This is a genomic window from Pseudomonas sp. RIT778, from assembly GCF_019718735.1.
In the GTDB taxonomy this organism is placed as follows: domain Bacteria; phylum Pseudomonadota; class Gammaproteobacteria; order Pseudomonadales; family Pseudomonadaceae; genus Aquipseudomonas; species Aquipseudomonas aphyarum.
The window spans coordinates 1-17197 of the sequence record NZ_JAIHBA010000005.1 but is presented as its reverse complement, the minus strand read 5'-3'; the positions used below and the strand labels follow the sequence as shown (position 1 = coordinate 17197).

General features: G+C 59.5%; 11 protein-coding genes and 1 pseudogene. 6 read left to right on the top strand and 6 right to left on the bottom strand.

Annotated features, from left to right (window positions below; all coding sequences use genetic code 11):
* Window positions 1-43: 43 nt before the first annotated feature.
* From K5E37_RS04010 to K5E37_RS04000, 3 genes are all read right to left on the bottom strand, one after another.
* Window positions 44-829, bottom strand: coding sequence for a sulfite exporter TauE/SafE family protein (locus K5E37_RS04010; RefSeq protein WP_011335062.1), 786 nt, complete (start codon window positions 827-829; stop codon window positions 44-46).
* A gap of 105 nt (window positions 830-934) precedes the next feature.
* Window positions 935-2149: an MFS transporter gene (locus K5E37_RS04005; RefSeq protein WP_221533186.1), complete on the bottom strand. Its 1215-nt coding sequence runs from the start codon at window positions 2147-2149 to the stop codon at window positions 935-937.
* 82 nt (window positions 2150-2231) lie between these two features.
* Entirely contained in the window at window positions 2232-2981 is a 750-nt protein-coding gene (locus K5E37_RS04000) for a hypothetical protein (protein WP_085608380.1), read from the bottom strand.
* Between the two features lie 247 nt (window positions 2982-3228).
* Between K5E37_RS04000 and K5E37_RS03995 the strand changes: the two genes are divergently transcribed.
* The 3 genes from K5E37_RS03995 to K5E37_RS03985 all read left to right on the top strand — a co-directional run bounded on the left by K5E37_RS03995 (window position 3229) and on the right by K5E37_RS03985 (window position 5789).
* Entirely contained in the window at window positions 3229-4377 is a 1149-nt protein-coding gene (locus K5E37_RS03995; RefSeq protein WP_221533185.1) for an aldose epimerase family protein, read from the top strand.
* A 90-nt stretch (window positions 4378-4467) separates the two neighbouring features.
* Window positions 4468-5289: an aldo/keto reductase gene (locus tag K5E37_RS03990; RefSeq protein WP_221533184.1), complete on the top strand. Its 822-nt coding sequence runs from the start codon at window positions 4468-4470 to the stop codon at window positions 5287-5289.
* A gap of 29 nt (window positions 5290-5318) precedes the next feature.
* The gene (locus K5E37_RS03985; RefSeq protein ID WP_085608303.1) at window positions 5319-5789 is read left to right on the top strand and encodes a DUF1810 domain-containing protein; all 471 of its coding nucleotides are present in this window, start codon (window positions 5319-5321) and stop codon (window positions 5787-5789) included.
* Here the strand turns inward: K5E37_RS03985 and K5E37_RS03980 are convergent.
* Complete coding sequence (locus K5E37_RS03980) at window positions 5754-8114, bottom strand: DNA polymerase II (protein WP_221533183.1); 2361 nt, start codon at window positions 8112-8114, stop codon at window positions 5754-5756. The two genes, K5E37_RS03985 and K5E37_RS03980, sit on opposite strands and share 36 nt — an antisense overlap.
* A 185-nt stretch (window positions 8115-8299) precedes the next feature.
* On the opposite strand from K5E37_RS03980, the gene K5E37_RS03975 reads away from it, so the two are divergent.
* Window positions 8300-11011: an RHS repeat-associated core domain-containing protein gene (locus K5E37_RS03975; protein WP_221533182.1), complete on the top strand. Its 2712-nt coding sequence runs from the start codon at window positions 8300-8302 to the stop codon at window positions 11009-11011.
* A gap of 63 nt (window positions 11012-11074) precedes the next feature.
* Here the strand turns inward: K5E37_RS03975 and K5E37_RS03970 are convergent, their stop codons facing one another.
* Window positions 11075-14560 carry an NEL-type E3 ubiquitin ligase domain-containing protein gene (locus K5E37_RS03970; RefSeq protein WP_221533181.1) on the bottom strand — a complete coding sequence of 1162 codons (3486 nt, stop codon included), beginning with the start codon at window positions 14558-14560 and terminating at the stop codon, window positions 11075-11077.
* 222 nt (window positions 14561-14782) lie between these two features.
* Between K5E37_RS03970 and K5E37_RS03965 the strand changes: the two genes are divergently transcribed.
* Window positions 14783-15223, top strand: coding sequence for a CBS domain-containing protein (locus K5E37_RS03965; RefSeq protein ID WP_221533180.1), 441 nt, complete (start codon window positions 14783-14785; stop codon window positions 15221-15223).
* Here the strand turns inward: K5E37_RS03965 and K5E37_RS03960 are convergent, their stop codons facing one another.
* Window positions 15224-15847: a glutathione S-transferase N-terminal domain-containing protein gene (locus tag K5E37_RS03960; protein WP_011335069.1), complete on the bottom strand. Its 624-nt coding sequence runs from the start codon at window positions 15845-15847 to the stop codon at window positions 15224-15226.
* Window positions 15848-16937: 1090 nt separating this feature from the next.
* Between K5E37_RS03960 and K5E37_RS03955 the strand changes: the two are divergent.
* A pseudogene (locus tag K5E37_RS03955) lies at window positions 16938-17197 on the top strand (energy transducer TonB); the annotation flags it as partial.

The following is a 17197-nucleotide window of genomic DNA, read 5'->3' as shown; positions in this document are numbered from 1 at the left end:
TCAGCCAGACGCTTGAGCCTTCAGGGCCATGGATGCTCGCCGATCAAAACGCCAGCTTGTAACCGATCAACACCAGCATCGTCGCCAGGCACGGGCGCAGCAGTTCATCGGAGACGCGGCCGGTCAGGTGGCTGCCGAGCCAGATGCCCGGCAGCGAGCCGACCAGCAGAAAGCCCAGCACGCCCCAGTCCATGTTGCCCATGCTCGCGTGGCCGAGGCCGGCGACCAGGGTCAGCGGAACGGCGTGGGCGATTTCGGTGCCGACCAGGCGGCGGGTCGGCAGCAGCGGATAAAGGATGAACAGCGCGACGGTGCCGAGGGCGCCGGCGCCGATGGAGGTCAGGGCAACCATGGTGCCGAGGATCAGACCGGTGATCACGGTCATGACATTCAGGCGCGCGCCGCTCGGGTTGTAGTTGCCGCCGGCACGTTTGTGGGCGAATTCCAGCAGACGCTTCTTGAACAGAATCGCCAGCGCCGTGGCGAACAACACAAAGCCCAGCGCCTGCTTGATGATTGCGTTCATCGCATCCGGCGCAGTGTGCAGGGTGCTGAGGAACCACAAGGTCATCGCCACCGCCGGGACACTGCCCAGGGTCAGCCAGCCAGTGATGGCCCAGTCGATGTTCTTGTTCTTCCTGTGGACCAGCACGCCGCTGGATTTGGTGATGGCCGCGTACAGCAGATCCGTGCCCACCGCCGTGGCCGGATTGATGCCGAACCACAGCAGGATCGGCGTCATCAACGAACCGCCGCCGACACCGGTCATACCGACGATGAACCCCACGACCAGCCCGGCAATCACCAGGCCGAAATTTGCCAATTCCATTAAGACGTCCAGACAAACCACAGGAAAAATCCGGCCCGCAGGATAACCAGTTTTCTTATAACGCCCTATATCGATAGGATCTATCGTTATGCCATTTCATCAGTATCAGTGCTGTCGTCGGCCTGGTTTGAAACTGTGAGTGCTATTGAGCCAGACCGTCGCCAGCGCGATCAGCGACAGGATCAGCAACGCCCACGGAAACGACATCGCCCCCGTCCGGTCCAGCAGCAAACCGCCGAACAATCCGCCGCCGGCAATCGCCACGTTCCATGAAGTGGTGAGCATCGCCTGCACCACATCCACATGTTCTCCGGCGGAGTCCGCTGCGGCGGTGAGCAGCAACGTCGCCGAGCCGCCGAACGACAGGCCCCACACCGCCATGCACGCATAAATCAGCCAGGGCGACGGCGCGACCAGTGCCAGCACCAGCGCGGTCACGGCAAATATCGCGAGGCTGATCAGGGCCAACCCGCGCAACCAGCGATCCACCAGCAGACCGATGATCCAGATCCCCAGCAACGAACACAGGCCGAAGACCAGCAGCACCAGATCGACCCGCTCGCCAAGACCGGCCTGCGTCAGGAACGGGGCGATGTAGGTGTAGAGAATGTTGTGGCCGAGCATCCAGGTCAGCACCACGAACAGCACCGGGCGCACGCCAGGCAGACGCAGCGACTGCATCAGTGGCAGACGCTCGGCGCGGGCCTGGCCCGGACGATCCGGCACGGCGATAACGATCCACGCCGCCAGTACCAGCGCCAGTGCCGACATGATCCCGAACGAGGCGCGCCAGCCGATCACATTGCCCAGCCAGGTGCCGGCCGGCGTGCCCAGCGACAACGCCACCGGGGTGCCGAGCATGGCAATCGCCAGCGCCCGGCCCTGTTGATGCACCGGCACGATTCCGCGCGCGTAGCCAGCCATGATCCCCCAAGACAGCCCCGCCGCCATCCCGGCCAGAAACCGCGACGCCAGCGTCAGTCCGTAATGGCTGGAAAACGTGGTGATGGTGTTGAACAGCAGAAACCCGCCGACCGTCATCAGCAGCACCCGCTTGCGCCCCCAGCCACGGGTGGCGACCGTCAGCGGAATCGCCGCGACAATCGAGCCCAGCGCATACAGCGTCACCAGTTGCCCGGCCAGCACTTCACTGACGTTCAAGCCGGCGCCGATCTGCGGCAACAAACCGGCCGGCAGGGTTTCGGTGAGGATGGCGATGAAGCCGGTCATGGCAAACGCCAGCAACGCGGCGTAAGGCAGTTTGTCGATGCGGGTGGCACGTTCCAGGCGGGTGAATTCGGCGCTTGCGGGGTCGGTCATGACAGGTGCAGCTCCCTTTGAGTCAAAATCGGACGACAGATTGTATACAAACACAGTCGTCCGCCACTCTACCCGACTTGGCTCACTGCACTGGCAAAAAATTCAAAAACAGCAGGCTCTGGGCGTAATTCAAGCCGATACGCCGGTAGCGCTCGTCGAGCATCTGGGTCAGCAAATCCAGACGCGCCACGACTTTGCCGAACTCCGTGGCAAAGCTCAGGTTGCTGCCCTCCTCGGAAATTTCGTTGGAAAACAGCAGCGGCTGGCCTTCCTTGTTCTGCCGTTGGGCGAGGATCCACGTGGCCTTCTCGATGTTGCGTGCGGCGTTATTGACGAAGGTCGGGTTGATCGCATCGGTCATGTAGAACTCGGTGCGGTTGCCGTGGGCGGTGACCAGCATGCTGCCGATCGCATAGATGAACGCGCCGACCCGGTCGCCGAGGAACTCCGGGCTCATGGCGTAGCTCAGCGCTGCGAGGTCTTTTTTGCCGCCGAGGGTCGGCAACGGTTGTTGCTGTTCGATGGCCAGGCGCACTTGTTTGACCGCGGTCTTGACGTCGAGGAAGCCGGATTTGCGCAGCTCTTCAGGGTTGCGCAAATACAGCTTGCCCATCAGCAGGTAGAGGCTGTCGAGGTTGTCGCGCATCGCCAGTGTGGCCATGCGGTCGACGCTGGTCTGGAGAAATTCCTGAGGCCTGCCCTCGCGCATCTGGTTGATGAAATTGTTGCCGTCCTGATGGCTGCAACCGCCGAGCAACAGCGTCGACAAAAAGGCCAGCAGCAGGCACGGGCGATGAATGAATGCAGCGATGGGGTGCAAAACTCTCGGCATGAATTCTTTGACGGACACATTCCTGTGCGGCGGAAGTCACCGCACCCTGGCCATGGATAGAGCCGGGGATTTCGCAAAAGTGCAGTGCCGGCGTGGATTCCCGACCTTCGGCGCAAACTGTTCAAGGCATTAAGTCCGACTTTATTTTTGCATTAATCGTTTCATCCGCTATAAATCTTCACGCAACCATCAATTAGCATGACTATTTAGAGATTTTTAAAACAACAACAAAAAAGGAAGGTCAACCATGCTTCAATCCCGTCACTCACTCTGCGGCCTCGGACTGTCCCTGATGATCGCCACCCTCTCCGCCCAGGCTGCCGGCCTGTCCAGCGAACACAAAGCCTTCGGCAAAACCAATGACGGCACGCCCGTCGAGCAATACATCCTGCGCAACAGCCACGGCATGCAAGCCACAGTCATCACCTACGGCGCGACCTTGCAGGCGCTGCAGGTGCCGGACAAACACGGCAAGCTCGACGACATCGTCCTCGGCTTCGACGATGTGCAGGGTTACCAGAAAGGCACCGCGTACTTCGGCGCGACCATTGGCCGCTTCGGCAATCGCCTGGCCGACGGCGCCTTTGAACTCGACGGCAAACGCTACCAAGTGCCGCAGAACGACAAGACCAATGCCTTGCACGGCGGCACTCAGGGCTTCGACAAAAAGGTCTGGAAAGCAAAGGAAACCAAAGACCAGGATTCGGTCGGCGTGACCCTGACCTACCTGTCGGCGGATGGTGAAATGGGTTTCCCCGGCAACCTCACCACCGAAGTGACCTACCGCCTCACCGACAGCAACGAGCTGCGCATCGACTACAAGGCCAGCACCGACAAACCGACCGTGCTCAACCTTACCAACCACAGCTACTTCAACCTTGCCGGCGCCGGCAATGGCGACATCCTCAAGCAAGTCGCCACCCTGCACGCCAGCCATTACACCCCGGTCACCGCCAAGCTGATCCCGACCGGCGAACTGGCCCCTGTGGCCGGTACGCCGATGGATTTCACCAAACCGACCGCCATCGGCCAGCACATCAAGGCTGATCACCCGCAGTTGAAATTCGCCGAAGAAAAACACGGTGGCTTCGATTTCAACTGGGCGCTGGACACCAAGGGTGACGCCAGCAAACTCGCGGCCGAAGTCAGCGACCCGCAATCCGGTCGCCACTTGCAGTTGTTCACCAACGAACCGGGCGTGCAGTTCTACACCAGCAACTTCCTCGACGGCACGGTCAAGGGCAAGGGTGGCAAGGTCTATCCGCACTGGGGCGCGTTCACCCTGGAAACCCAGCACTACCCGGACTCGCCGAACCAGCCGAACTTTCCGAGCACCCGCCTCGATCCCGGCCAGACCTACACACAGAGCGTGGTGTTGAAGTTCTCCGCCAGGTAAGCACCCGACCTCCTTTCTGGAACCGGACGGAACCCGTGGGCTATCCTGCTGCCCACCCAAGGTATCGACCGTTTCAGAAAGGAGGTTTGAATGCGTACCCTCGAATTGGCTGGCGTGCAGGTTCCGGTGATTGGTCAGGGCACCTGGCGCATGGGCGAAGACCGCTCGGCGCACAAGCGTGAAGTGGCCGCCCTGCGCAGCGGCATCGAGCTGGGCATGACCCTGATCGACACCGCCGAAATGTACGCCGAGGGCGGTGCCGAAAGCGTGGTCGGCGAAGCCATTGCCGGCCTGCGCGATCAAGTGTTTCTGGTGAGCAAGGTCTACCCGCACAACGCCAGCCGCAAAGGCATTCCCCAGGCCTGCGAGCGCAGCCTGCGCCGGCTCGACACCGACTACATCGACCTCTATCTGCTGCACTGGCGCGGTCAGTATCCGTTGGACGAAACCGTCGAGGCCTTCGAACGTCTGCGCGAGGACGGCAAGATCGGCCGCTGGGGCGTGTCGAACTTCGACGTCGATGATCTCGAAGAACTGTCTTCATCGGCCTGCGCAACCAATCAGGTGCTGTACAACCTGGAAGAGCGCGGCATCGAATTCGACCTGCTGCCGTGGTGCCAGCAACAGCGCATGCCGTTGATGGCGTACTGCCCGATCGGCCAGGGCGGCGCCATGCTTGCCGAGCCGGTGCTGAAACAGATTGCCGCTCGTCACGGCGTGACCCCGGCACAGGTTTCGCTGGCGTGGATTCTGCGTCAGGATGGGGTGATTGCGATTCCCAAGGCCGTGCGCCCGGAACACGTGCAGCTCAATGCACAAGCCGCGCAGCTGCAACTCGAGGCCGGGGATCTGGCGGCGCTGGACCAGGCGTTTCACGCGCCACAACGCAAGCAGCGGCTGGCCATGGTCTGAGCCACCGCCGACTGACAGAGGGCTTCGCCATGAGAAGCACTGATCAGGACGATCCATTCAACCTGCAACGCTTCGTGCTCGCCCAGGACCCGGTGTTCGAACGGGTCCAGCGCGAGCTCGGCGAGGGCCGCAAGCGCAGCCACTGGATGTGGTTCGTGTTTCCACAGTTTGCCGGGCTCGGTGGCAGCGAGATGTCGCGGCGGTTCGCGATCAGCTCGGCGCCGGAAACCCGCGCCTACCTCGATCATCCGTTGCTCGGCGCCCGACTGCGGACCTGCACGCAGCTTGTGCTGAACGTACAGCAACGTTCGATTGCCGAAATCTTCGGTCATCCGGACGACCTGAAATTCCACTCATCAATGACCCTGTTCGCCCAGTTCGCTGACGACGACAGCCCCTGGCATCAGGCGCTGGAGCGTTACTTCCACGGCATTCAGGACGAATGGACCCTGCAACTGCTGGACTCAAAACAGGCCCAGTTGCCCCCCGATCAGGGTTGAGAAATCGTCGTCGACAAACGGCAGGATCGCATCCGCCACCGGTTGCAGCTGGCGGGTGATGTAGTGGTCGTAGTCGATGGCCGCGCGGCGCACTTCCAGCGGTTCGGGCCCGGCCAGGGTGATGACGTAGCTGATCCAGCCGCCGTTCTGGTACTGGCGCGGGCGACCGTGTTGCGCGTTGTAATCGTCTGCCAGCCGTGCGGCGCGCACGTGGGGCGGCACGTTGCGTTCGTAGTCGTCGAGGGTGCGGCGCAGACGCTTGCGATAGACCAATCGCTCGTCGAACTCGCCGGCCAACGTCTTGCGCACGTACTCACGCACGTAATCCTGATACGGCTTGCGCTGGAAGATCCGCTCGTACAGTTCCTGCTGGAATTGCCGGGCCAGCAGCGACCAGTCGGTGCGCACGGTTTCCAGGCCTTTGTAGACCATTTCTTCGCTGCCGTCGGCACGAGTCACCAGGCCGGCATAGCGCTTTTTGCTGCCCTCTTCCGCGCCACGGATGGTCGGCATCAGGAAGCGTTTGTAGTGGGTTTCGAACTGCAATTCGAGGGCGCTTTCCAGCCCGTATTGCTCACGCACATGCTCGCGCCACCAGTCGTTGACGTGTGCAACCAGCGCCCGGCCAATGGTCGCCGCCTCTTCCTGACCGTGGGGGCGACGCAGCCAGACAAATGTCGAGTCGGTGTCGCCATAGATCACCGCATGCCCCTGAGCCTCGATCAATTGCCGGGTGCGCAGCATGATTTCGTGGCCGCGCAGAGTGATCGATGACGCCAGTCGCGTATCGAAAAACCGGCAACCGCTGGAACCGAGTACGCCGTAAAAGGCGTTCATGATGATCTTCAGCGCCTGGGACAGCGGCGCGTTGTGCTCGCGCTTGGCGGTCTCGCGACCCTCGGCGACCCGGGCAACGATGGACGGCAGGCAATGCCGGGTGCGAGAGAAACGAGCGCCGCGAAAACCCGGCACCGAGTCGCTGTCGTCAGGATGCTGCAAGCCTTCGATCAGCCCAACCGGGTCGATCAGAAAGGTGCGGATGATCGACGGATAAAGGCTCTTGTAGTCGAGCACCAGCACCGATTCGTAAAGCCCCGGTTGCGAGTCCATGACAAACCCGCCGGGGCTGGCCTGCGGTGGATTGGTGCCGAGGTTAGGCGCTACAAAACCCTGGCGGTGCATCAACGGCATGTACAAATGGGTGAATGCCGCCACCGAGCCGCCGCTGCGATCCGCCGGCAGACCGGTGACGCTGGCGCGCTCCAGCAAAAACTTCAGCAGCTCGGTCTTGGCGAAGATCCGCGTGACCAGTTCGCAGTCCTTGAGGTTGTACTTGGCCAGCGCCGGTTTGTCCTCGGCGAACATGCGGTTGATCTCGTCCATGCGCTGGTACGGGTTGTCGATGGACTTGCCCTCGCCGAGCAACGTCTGGGCGACGTTCTCCAGACTGAACGAGGGAAAGCTCCAGGTCGCCGAACGCAGGGATTCGATGCCATCGATGATCAGCCTTCCTGCCGCTGCCGCGAAGTAATGATTGCGGCTGCCGTGTTCGCGCCACTGCATTTCCTCGCCGCCACGCCCGAGCTTGAGCGGCACGCCGAGGCGCCGGGCGTGTTCGTGGAGGATGCGCAGGTCGAACTGCACGAGGTTCCAGCCGATGATCGCGTCGGGGTCGTGGCGGGCGAACCAGTCGTTGAGTTTCTTGAGGATCAGGGTGCGCGATTCGCAGTACTCGAGGTCGAAATCGACGATGCTGTCATCGCCGTTCGGCGCGCCGAGCATGTACACCTGCCGTTCGCCGCAGCCTTCGAGCGCGATGGAATACAGCTCGCCCTGCTCGGTGGTTTCGATGTCCAGCGAGACCAGCCGCAGTTGCGGACGATAATCGGGCGCTGGCTTGAGGTGGGCGTCGAGCAGCACACCGTCGGCATCGGGCGTGCCGCTGAACCACACCGGCGCGGTGATGAAACGCTCCATCAGGTAACGCTCGGGCGGTCGCACATCGGCTTCGAAGACATCGACACTGTGACGGTTGAGCGCGGTTTCCAGACGCATCAACTGGCCGTGCTGCTGGCAATACAGACCGAGCACCGGGCGATGCTCGAAATCCTGCAAGGCCAGGGGGCGCAGTTCGACGTTCTTTTCGTCCGCCAGCACCCGCTCGGCCTGCTCGCGCTGCGCCGCCGGGATGAACGCCACCGACGGCTGATGCGGCAGGCGCACACGGCGCGGCCCGGCGTCGGTTGCCAGCCAGAACTCGACTTCGGTGCCGGCCGGGGTGTCGCGCCAATGCCGGGTCAGGACGAAGCCCTGCTGTAAATCCACCACTGCAGCCTCAACAATTGAACCAGAGTGGCGAGTTTACGCGTCTCGGGGCGATATTGCTGACGAGCGCCAAAGCCTGGGCACTGTCAAAGTTGACAGGTTACCCGTCACATCAATGTTGATAGCATTCGCATAGGAACTGCCTCGAACACTCATTGGTGCGATGCATCGCAGGATTGGGCAAATTGAATGCCTCCGTACATCACCGTACGCCTTCACTCATCGTTATGGACGGGCGAGGCCTGACGGTTCGCGAGGTGTCCTGTTTGCGCACGACGGCGGGGGCACCGACAGAGTCACTGATTACCCGAAATCACTACGACTCCGCTGGCCGCCTGGTGGAGTGCTGGGATCCCCGCCTCTTTGGCAGCGCACCCAAACCCAATCTGGTGACCGTGCATGGGTTGAAAGGGCAAGTGCTCAAGACCGAGAGTGTCGACTCCGGTGATCGTGTGATCCTGTCCGGCTTGGCCGATCAAGTGCTCACCCGCTGGGATGGACGCGGCAACGTATGGAACAACGTCTACGACAGCCGCTTGCGCCTGCTTGCCGTCGGAGTGAATGACCAACCCGATATCGAAACACTGACCTACGGCCAGGCGGACGCTGATCCCGGGCAAAACATCCGCGGACAGCTCATTCACAAAGTCGACCCTTCAGGATCAACGGACTTCGGACCATTCAGTCTGTCGGGGTTGCCGTTTGCAGAAACCCAAACGCTCGATGGCGGTACCTACACCACCCGATGGCACTACGGCGCCGACGGCAAGCCACTCAGCCAGACCGATGCCGGTGGTCACTTGCAAAAATCTCGATACGACGTCGCCGGACAACTGATACAGGTGACGTTGCAACTTGCTGGCAGCCACTCCGTCCAGGACATTCTCAAAGGCTGTCGTTACAACGCAGAAGGACTGCCCGAGGAACAGACATTGGGCAATGGGGTGGTTCGAACCTGGGATTATGACGATGCCAATGGCTGGCTGACCAGCATCAAGGCTGGCGTGCCCGGCCAGCCCCTGCGCCAGTATCTGGAGTATGGCTATGACAATACCGGTAACGTGGTCAGCATTCAGGATCACACCTTTCAACCGAAGTTTTTTGCCAACCAGCTTATCAACGGGATACGTCACTTTACCTATGACTCGTTGTACCGACTGATCAGCGCTACCGGTCATGACGCCTTGCCTGCGACCGGCACCCCGGGCCGCCCGGTGCCGAGCGATCCCGCCCATCATCTCAATTACCGCCAGACTTACAGTTACGACACAGGCGGCAATATGACCCAGATAGTACATACCCGCGCGGTGGGTGGGTATACCCGACAGATGTTCATTCAGCCTTCAAGCAATCGGGGCGTGCAATGGCAGGCAGGAGATCCCGACCCGGACTTTCCCGCGCTGTTTGATCGTCATGGCAATCTTCAGCAGTTGCATCCGGGTCAACCCCTTGAATGGAACCTCCACGACCAACTGAGCAGCGTCACGCTGATTGAGCGCAGTAGCGAACCGGATGACAAGGAAACTTATCGCTACAGCGGTGGCAGGAGGGTTTCCAAACGGCATGAGACTCACACCCCGTCCACCTCTCACTTTCAACAGGTTTACTACCTGCACGGCCTGGAAATCCGCACGCGGGAAACCGGCGAGGTCTTGCATGTCATTACCTTGCCGAACGCGATTGGCAATGTGCGCTGCCTGCGCTGGATCGCCGGACGCCCCGCTGAAGTCGATAACGATCAAGTGCGTTACTGCCTCGACGACATCCAGCACTCCGGCATGCTCGAGCTCGATCAGCGGGCCCGCCTGATCAGCCAGGAAGACTACTACCCTTTCGGCGGAACGGCCGCGTTGACGGCAGGCTCGGCACGGGAAGTGAGTTACAAGACCCTGCGTTACTCGGGCGAGGAGATGGACGAAACCGGGCTCTATGCCTATGGAAGGCGCTACTACGCCTGGTGGTGCCTGCGCTGGATCAGTGCTGACCCGGCTGGCGCGGTGGATGGATGGAATCTGTATGCGATGGTCAGGAACAATCCCGTCAGCGCTGTAGACGTGCTTGGGTTGACTGGCGAAAGGCTCAACCAGCGAGTCAGTGGCCGAACGACCGCCATGATAACGGCGGGCAACACTGCAGCGGCAGGCACCCCTGCACAGATCAAGAAAAGACTGGCGGCAAACCCGGATTCTCGATTCTCGAAGAAATTTCGAAGCAACGTTGCCGTGGCACACGCCGGCGCACTGATCCCGGGGGAAGGCGCGGAAGAGGACGTAATCCTCACTGACTTCATCAATATCCCATTGACGGAAACCCTGACGAGTGCCGAACACGGGATCCATCTGTCCAGACCGGTCGATTACACCCTTGGAGACGACAATCTCGCTTCTCTGGGCGTCTATCAGATCACTGACTTCGGGCTTTTCAAAGACCATATGGAGAAGCAATACACCAATCGCCTGAAAGACAGAAATTTCGCAGTCAAAGTGTACGTAGGCGCATCAACCGAGCCCACCAGTCTCGCAGGGATGGAGTACGAAGTGCCCGCTATCCACTCTCAAATACTGGAGCGCATGGAGCTGCATATCAGAGCCAGCGATATGAAACTGCCCGCCAGTCGAGGCCTGCCGGGGGCTCATGCAGAAGTGCAGGCCGCCAGTGCCGCCCTCTACATCCAGAAAACACTGTTCCCATATGCCGACCTCGATCCCGAGTCGATCTCCCTGGTGACGCAACGACTGCAAAACGTCGAACACGCTCAGGCTTTTGAAGCCTGCTTCAGTTGCGCCGGGCATTTGGTGGCCACTTACGACAATGCAGTCAAACCCTTCAACGTTTTGACAGGCTCCACCGGCCTGACACACGAGATCTGGAAAAACCAGCTGGATGCACTGCAATAAGCGGCGTGCAGGTAGACGAAAGCCGGTCAGGGTGAGCCTGAGCGGCGATTATCTCGCGACGGCCTATGCCGCTTTGTTCAACGCATCCAGCGTCAGCGTTTTCAATAACCCCTTACGCTCCTCGGCCAATGCCAGCAACTCTCGCTCGTACACTGGCTGCGTCAGCGCCCCCGTCACATGTCGCGCGAACAACGCCTCCTGCCTTGTATTGAATTCCAGAGCATTCTGCCCAAACGCTTGCGGATGCCGTCTTTTCAGATATTTGCGCCAGAAGCGTTGCTCGATGATCTGGTTGACCAGCCCTTCACCCGCCTCAAGTCCCAGGATGGAGTCATAAGCCTTATCAATCTGGGCATCCGTGACCTCGCCTATCTCCCGAAACAACATGCCCCGCGATTGCCACGGCAGTTCCAGCCGTTGCGCCAGGCCGGTCTGGAACGCCAGATAAATTTCCACCTCATCGATCGTGCCAGTCATGTCCCCGTCTTCATCCACTGCGATAAATGTTTCACCAGCCTGCAGACGGGACCTGACAGTGGCCCGTGCAATCTCATTGACCTGATCCAGTCGGGATTTGCCTTTGGCCAGCGTTATCAGTGCAGCTTCAATCTGCTCGGGAGTGCCCGCCATATGAGCTTCGCGGATCAATACCTTGATGCCCATTTCATTGAATATCTGCGCACCGGCATCCGCGCACGATTCTGGATGGATGGCCATGCCAAACAGCTCCTCGCGCAACGGCGCGTCTTGCGTAGCCGCATCAATCATTCGCCAAACCCGCTGCGTAAGCTCCGCACGGTTCGCAGCTTCGATGTAATCAGCCGATTCGACCAACTGCTCCAGAACTTCGAAAAAACCCTGGGAGTCAGCTTGCGCCTCAAGCTGATTCCACCTGGTTTGCCTGTCCTGCAGTTCCGAGCCGTTCACGCCCTCCAGCCAGTGCACACTGGTATTCTCACCCTTGGGCGGGTAGCTGCGCGCAGGGTCATAACCGACTGAACGCATGCAGGCCTGAAACTGCTCACGAACCGGGTCAGGCAATCGATCACGGCTCAAACGTGTACGGGCAACCAGTCTGGCCTGTTCGGAGCCAGGTACCACTTGAGGTATTCGAGCAATCGGATTGTCCAGCAGATCCAGTTCGAAGCCCCGCGGCCTTGCCAGGGCAAACAATCCTTGGGGCCAATCCACCAGACCGCTGCCATGCAGATCCAGCGTCACAAGCTCAGACAGGCGACTGATGTCCGGTGGCCGCGACAACGCTGGGTTATTCCCAAGACTCAACGTTTGCAGATGAGTCAGAGCCGCCAGTTCCGCGACACTTTCAGCGCTCAGGCTCAATTGGTTGGCGGACATATCCAACGACTCCAGCCCCCTCAAGCTCCCCTTCAGACTCGGCAGTGCAACAAGGTTGTTGTCGCTTAAGTCCAGTGATTTCAGATCGGGGAAATAATCCAGAAATCCATCGATATCGGTACGCAACTCCGCACTGCGAAACCGCAAGGCGCTGACATGCGGGAACTCGACGTCCAGCGTCGGCAGATATTCCAGGAAGTCACTGGTCCAGTGAAAGTCCAGATCCAGGGTGTAACCGTTCGCCGAAGGTGTATGCGCGGCTTGCCAGCAACGCTTGATCGCCTCGGCAAAGCGTCCCTTGTGGTAACGCTGATCCATGGGCAACAAATCACCCTTCTCGATGGCCACCCACCCGTCCAGGGTATCGCTCATTGCCTGATAGTTTTGCTCTAGCTCGCCAATCCGTTGCAGTGCCTGAGCTGGTGTGCCTGACTTGCGGACAAAATCAACGAAGGTCTGTTCGGTCGACTGTGGATAGAGCGCCTTGAAGCGCGCCTCCAGACCTGGCATGTTTCCCGTGCCGAGTGGTGTCTCATCGACGCGTTCGTGATCTTGCGCAACGGTCGTTTCCGGCTCCGAGGTACGCAAACGCGATCGACCATCGCTCGACTCCACGACTTCCATTCGCTCGATCAATGGCGATGACTTGAGCGGTTTCAAGGCAGTCAGCACCTCACCTGCCGCTACCAGAGCGCCCAACTGAATAAGGTCTTCGACCACGCCGAGGACGTGCTCTGCCGCTTCAATGCGCTGCCCTTCAGACCACTCCACAATGCCTTCGAAGGTTTCATCCAGCAGCTGATAAGCGGTGTAGGCCAGCATCAGCTCGCCCAAAAGAGGCGCAAAGGGTGCGGCAACGAAGAGGCCAACCTCAAGCACAGTTAGAGCGACCTTCTGAAAACTGTCCCAACGCGCCCAGCGCGACTTCGCGTCTTCATCGCCAGTTGGAACGGCCCGAGTCCTGGCGTCGGCGAACAACTGATTCAAGTGACGTGTAAAGACGTGGTCCCAGACTTCACCGGCAATTCTTGCACCGGCCAGTCTCAAATCCGGATTGGCCACCGGCTCGGGGCGCCACGTCGGCTGTTGCGTACCAGGATCGGACGCATGCCATTTCAGTTCTACAAGCCGCTCATTGAGCTGAAAGAAGAAATTCCCACGGTGCCGATGGGGAACGAAACGACTGAAAAACTGCTGGTAATCCGGATCCCGCAACTGTTCGGTCAGCACCGCCGCGAAACGGGCAGCCGAGGGATATTGCCTGACCGGATGCCGGGGATCATGAGGGACGTAGGCAATGACAGGCTCGACCGAGCGGCTGCCCTCAAGGTCTGCCGCGATCAGAAGGATTGAACTCAGATCGATCCCCATCATCGTGACCGTATGGCAATGCAGGTTTTTTACGCCGAGCGTTAATAATCGGTCTCCTTGTGTCAGCCGCAAAAGCAGCGCATGGGTCTGCGAATCAATGTCTCCTTTCAGGAGCGCGAGTTCGCTGGCTACCACCAGAGCGTCTTTTTCACAGGTCTGAAACGCCAGTTGCAGCCGTGCCTTGACCACCGGTTGGGTGAAGTCGAAAAAACCGTTCAGACAGGTCTGGTATTGGCGACCGATATCCAGTTCACGACAGAGTGAGGCAAAGGCCTCGACTGACAGCCGAGACTTGACGGGGACGATCTCGAACTGCCCCGTCGCCGAAGGTCGGGTGATGAACTGGCTGGCTGCGTCGAAATAACCGCCTCGTGTTTCCTCGACTTCGAAGTTGTTCAGCGCCGCTTCGAGCAAGGACACTGTCCGCATTTCAAACCCACCGGCCAACCCCGTTGAACGATAGGTTCTGAGATAAGTCGTTCTGATATCGACTGTGATGCCGAATCGGGTCTTGAGCGCTTCGATCAATAACGACTCGGCGAACGCTTCGATTTCCTTGAGACGGCAAAAGATCCTGTCGGACTGGTTGCGTGATTGCCAACTGGCCTCAAGTGCCTTTTTGAGGGCCATGCGTTGCGCTGCCGACGCCTGGTGATACCAGGGCAGATCACGCCCGGCTGCTGTCCGCATGGCGAGACGATGAGCGTCTCTGGACTTCAACAACCAGGAAGGAATTGAACCTGCGATGGATCGGGCTGCTGCGTTGTCGGGCGATTGTTGGCTGCTGATCCGTACGTTTTGCATGTTAAAGCTGTCATCCATGACATTAAGGGCCCTGGAGTCTACAAAAAACGCAGCGCTGTTCGTTTCGGGCTCTGTTTCGAAACATGTGGCGGCTTGTGGTCGCACCTGCAATCGGCAAAGGGTTTGAGTCATTTACCGGGAAATGACGTTTTTTGCGTGTTATCTGCCGTTTTGCGGCCTTGCTCTGTGCGCCTGCGTCTACGATGCTTGGAGAACAACGACAACACCTGAGTAACCGCCATGAAAACCGTCGCCCAGCTGCTCAAGCTCAAAGATCCGAAAAATCAGGAAGTGCACCAGATCAAGCCCGATCACATGGTGCTCGAAGCGCTGATGAAAATGGCCGAAAAGAACGTCGGCGCCTTGCTCGTGGTGGAAGACGACAAAGTGGTGGGCATCATCAGCGAGCGCGATTACGCGCGCAAACTGGTGCTGCACGGGCGCTCTTCGGTGGGCACGCCGGTGCGCGACATCATGGTGGCGAACGTGATCACGGTGGACACCCACCAGACCGTCGACACTTGCCTTGGCATCATGTCCGACAAACGCCTGCGCCACTTGCCCGTGGTGGAAGACGGCAAACTGATCGGCCTGCTGTCGATCGGCGACCTGGTTAAGGAAGCGATTGCCGAACAGGCCGAGCTGATCAAACAGCTGGAGCAGTACATTCGCGGGGAGTAATCAGCCAGGCCAATGCCGCGCAAAGACCGGCGCCAGCACCGGGTGCCGGTCGATGCGCTGCAGCCACGCATGGAAACCGGGTCGAGCCTGGCGCAGGTGTTCGCGGGCACCGGCCCAGCGCGTGACCACCGCCGCCAGCACATCCAGTGCGCCCGGTGTTTCATCGTCCAGGTACAGCTCGGCCGAGAACTGATCGGCAAACACCTCCCAGCTCCAGTGCAGTCGTTCCCGCGCCCCCGCCATCAAATTCTGCCGCGAGGCCTCGTCCGGCATCACCAGCCAGCGTTCCGGGTAATCAATAATCCCGATGGCCGCATAGCAATTGCTGACGATGTACACCAGGCCCCGAATCGCCTGATCGCGGTCAGCGCCGTTGGCCGGCAGCAGGCCGGATTGCGCAAAGCTTTGCCCCAGATGAATCAGAATTGCCGCACTTTCGGTGATGACACTGCCGTCCGGCAGTTGCAGGGTCGGGATCTGTTTGAGCGGATTGAGCCGCGCCAGCTCCTGCGCCGCTTCCGCACTGGCCTCGATATCGATGAAGCGGTAAGCCACCTGGCACAGCTCGAGCGCCGCCTCGATGGCCGCTGCTCCTGAGTTGCGGTGTCCGTAGAGCTGATACATATCCCCTCCTCCACTGCGAAAGGCATCCCGCCTGGCCCTATTTATAGCTGTTGTATCGAATTTGGCACGGATTGCGCATTCATCGGCAGCTTGCGAATCCCTGATCTCGCAAAACAGCGCTGGCGGTGCCCATCCCGCACCAAGAGCAATCAGCGAACGCTATCCGCGTTCTTGTAAGGTGCGATACCGAACCAAAAGTTCGCGTATCCGAGCTGGCAACAAGGAGTTCACCGCGTGAATCTTCATCTGCTGCGCCACACTCTTCTCTCCGTGCCCTTGTACCTACGCCGTGTTCGTCCTGCGAACTGTCCGTGCATTCCCTTTATTACCTGAACACCTGCACTATTTATTTTTTAAATAGCACGCAAGCAGTCATTGCGTGCGCGCTGCATTAATGAATGCCAGAACAGATTGTTCGACAATAACTTTCAGACAGCACACCCGTACAACTTTTGCTGTTCGGCGTTAATGTCCGAAGCGCACCAAAACTGCACTTTCAACCATTACACCGAACAAGCGGAACAACCGACTTTACTTAGACAAAAACAAGGAACATCGCCTGTGACCCGCTAAAACACTGACCCGCACCAAATCAGTCCGCCACGCACCATCACGCGCCCTGGCCGACACGAGAACAGCTGCTCTATCTCGCTGAACAGCGCGATACCGCGCCAGGTCTGTCTCGCCCTTGAAAAAGCCTTGCAAACAGGGCCGTCGGGAGGTTATGCGCCCATGAAAACCGGCGTGCCTGATGAAACTTATATAAATGCGACATACGTATCATCCGTGAAATAACCGCTACACATTTGTTTACTGTTTGGCACAGCGGTTGCTATTGCATCCACCATGAGGGCAAGAACGATGTTCGCCACTCAATTGCACACTCTCTTATAAAAGAACAGCCACGGACCGGATCAATGAACCATCGAAGTCGGCACTACTGAAGCAACAAGCTGCACAAGCCCTGTTCAATAGATAGTTCAACTATCGGCTTCTGCACACCTGTATGAAAGTTGCGACCACTCACTCGAACAACGCTGTGTTGTTCGAACGGCACCTTATTGCCCTTCATCCACCCGAGGGAGCTTTAATGAACGATGCGGTAAAGCACAGAACGCCGCCGGGGCCAGTACCGAACGCAGCGCTTGCGTCGGTGGCGGGTCGGCCCGTCTACAAGGCCAACACTTCGCAGCCCGGCGGCCTGAACAAACAGCAGATGCTGTTGCTGGTGGCAGTGTCGGCGCTGATACACGGCGGCGCCTGGTGGTTTTTCCAGCAGGCGCGGGCCGAACCGCTGCCCACGCCACCGGAAATTCCGGAAATGACCGTCGAGCTCACCAGCCCGACACC

Excerpts from the sequence above, each read along its gene's own strand:
- K5E37_RS04010 (WP_011335062.1), bottom strand. The coding sequence starts at position 829 with ATGGAATTGGCAAATTTCGGCCTGGTGATTGCCGGGCTGGTCGTGGGG.
- K5E37_RS04005 (WP_221533186.1), bottom strand. The coding sequence starts at position 2,149 with ATGACCGACCCCGCAAGCGCCGAATTCACCCGCCTGGAACGTGCCACC.
- K5E37_RS04000 (WP_085608380.1), bottom strand. The coding sequence starts at position 2,981 with ATGCCGAGAGTTTTGCACCCCATCGCTGCATTCATTCATCGCCCGTGC.
- K5E37_RS03995 (WP_221533185.1), top strand. The coding sequence starts at position 3,229 with ATGCTTCAATCCCGTCACTCACTCTGCGGCCTCGGACTGTCCCTGATG.
- K5E37_RS03990 (WP_221533184.1), top strand. The coding sequence starts at position 4,468 with ATGCGTACCCTCGAATTGGCTGGCGTGCAGGTTCCGGTGATTGGTCAG.
- K5E37_RS03985 (WP_085608303.1), top strand. The coding sequence starts at position 5,319 with ATGAGAAGCACTGATCAGGACGATCCATTCAACCTGCAACGCTTCGTG.
- K5E37_RS03970 (WP_221533181.1), bottom strand. The coding sequence starts at position 14,560 with ATGGATGACAGCTTTAACATGCAAAACGTACGGATCAGCAGCCAACAA.
- K5E37_RS03965 (WP_221533180.1), top strand. The coding sequence starts at position 14,783 with ATGAAAACCGTCGCCCAGCTGCTCAAGCTCAAAGATCCGAAAAATCAG.
- K5E37_RS03960 (WP_011335069.1), bottom strand. The coding sequence starts at position 15,847 with ATGTATCAGCTCTACGGACACCGCAACTCAGGAGCAGCGGCCATCGAG.